The organism is Sutterella parvirubra YIT 11816, assembly GCF_000250875.1.
Classification (GTDB): domain Bacteria; phylum Pseudomonadota; class Gammaproteobacteria; order Burkholderiales; family Burkholderiaceae_F; genus Sutterella; species Sutterella parvirubra.
Genome location: NZ_JH604963.1, coordinates 1 through 2018, shown reverse-complemented (window position 1 = coordinate 2018; position 2018 = coordinate 1). Strand labels below are relative to the sequence as shown.

The following is a 2018-nucleotide window of genomic DNA, read 5'->3' as shown; positions in this document are numbered from 1 at the left end:
CGAGGGTTTCCTGAGGGATTTCTATGAAGAAAACACTTGCTCCGTTCTTTCGCTTCGCGATGCCCTTCCTTCAGGGCTCGCTCGTGAAGCAGATTCTGGTCGGCCTCATTCTCGGCATCGCCTTAGCGTACGCCTGGCCCTCGGCCGCCTCCTCCGTCGGGATTCTGGGGACGATCTTCGTCAACGCCTTGAAGGGCGTCGCCCCCGTCCTCGTCTTCGTGCTCGTCCTCTCCTCGATCGCCAACAACTCCGCCGTGCAGTCGGAAGGCATGCACGTGAAGCCCATCCTCGGGCTCTACGCGGTCTCGACCTTTGCGTCCGCCGTGATCGCCGTCGTCGCGTCCTTCCTGTGGCCGGTCGAAATCACCTTGGCCGCCGCGGAAGAGGGGCTTCAGGCCCCGGGCGGGATCGCCGACGTGATCACGGGGCTGGTTCTCAACGTCGTCGACAATCCCTTCCGCGCGCTCGTCAACGCGAACTACATCGGGATCCTCACGTGGGCGATCGCCCTGGGGCTCATCCTCCGGCGCGCCCGCCAGGGGACGCGCGAGATGTTGGCCGACGCCGCGGACGCGGTGGGGTTGGTCGTCCGGGTCGTCATCCGCTTCGCTCCCGTCGGGATCTTCGGGCTGGTGTCCCAGACCTTCGCGACGGAAGGCTTCGGGATTCTGGGCGAGTACGTGCAGCTCCTCGCGGTGCTCCTGGGTGCGATGGCCTTCACGGCGCTGGTTCTGAACCCCGCGCTCGTCTGGTGGTGCACCCACGAGAATCCCTATCCGCTCACCTTCATGTGTCTGAAGGAGTCGGGCATTTCCGCGTTCTTCACCCGGTCGTCGGCCGCCAACATCCCGGTCAACATCGACCTCTGCCGCCGCGCGAACGTTCCGGAAGCGACGTACTCCGTGACGATCCCCGTGGGCGCCACCGCCAACATGGCGGGGGCCGCCATCACGATCACGGTGATCACGCTCTCGGCCGCGCACTCGCTCGGGATCGAGACGGGCGTGGGGACCGCGGTCTTCTTGTCCGTGGTCGCCTCCATCTGCGCCGCGGGGACTTCGGGCGTCCCGGGCGGCTCCCTCATGCTCATTCCCTTGGCCTGCGGGCTTTTCGGGATCGACCAGACGACCGCGATGCAGGTCGTCGCCGTGGGCTTCATCATCAGCGTGCTCCAGGACTCGTGCGAAACGGGGTTGAATTCCTCCTCCGACGCGCTCTTCACGATCGCGGCGACGCGCCGCGCGGAGCGCCTGAAGCGCGAGCGGGAGCTGCGCGCGAAGAACATGTGACGCCGTTGCCGAGAGGGCGACGCCGTTGCGTAAATCGCCCATGATTCCTTGATGAAAGGCTGAGGTTGAGCTTCCGTAGAGGCTCTCCTCAGCCTTTTTCCATCCGCTGGTGGTAGGTTTCACCTCACGCAGGGCGCCGCACTCAAGCGCGCCGCCCGCCGCACATCGACCCCTCGGAGGGCGGTGGAACGGAGAAGGGACAAGGAAGAACAACGAAGCCCCTTCGCAGAACTTCAGGAGACCGTTCCCAGCCCGCATTCACGACCAGAAGGTGAAACCATCATGCGCCTTACGCACTTCACGACTCTCATCGCCGCAGGCCTCGCCGCCTGCCTTGCGGCATCGGCCCAAGCGGCCGACACCAATACCGCCAATGCCGCGGACATCAAGCCCTTCATCGGGCACTATTCCGGCACGCTCGTCGCGAAGTCCGGAGAGGGAAGTCCCGCGGAGCTTTCGCTCGACGACTACAAGTGCTACGCGCTCTCCATCAAGGAGGAGCAGGGCATTGAAACCGGCTTCTACGAGGTCAGGGACGGGAGGATGCTCCTGAAGAGCCCCTCGGGCGACGTGCTTCACACGTTCCGCGTCGACGGCACCTCGCCCGCGACCCTCACGCAGTTGAACGACAAGGTCGTCCCCGCCGAGCCCATGCAGGAAACCTTGCCCGACTGCTGCCGGGTGGTGAAGGATTGAGGATTTCTCCGGGCCGACTCGGGGCGCTCTCCG

Annotated in this window: 2 protein-coding genes; both read left to right on the top strand. The window is 65.2% G+C overall.

Features of this window, described 5'->3' with window-relative positions; translation table 11 throughout:
- Positions 1-23 precede the first annotated feature (23 nt).
- Positions 24-1289: a serine/threonine transporter SstT gene (sstT, locus tag HMPREF9440_RS05500; protein WP_008542277.1), complete on the top strand. Its 1266-nt coding sequence runs from the start codon at positions 24-26 to the stop codon at positions 1287-1289.
- Between the two features lie 282 nt (positions 1290-1571).
- The gene (locus HMPREF9440_RS05495) at positions 1572-1985 is read left to right on the top strand and encodes a hypothetical protein (protein WP_008542276.1); all 414 of its coding nucleotides are present in this window, start codon (positions 1572-1574) and stop codon (positions 1983-1985) included.
- Positions 1986-2018: the final 33 nt, after the last annotated feature.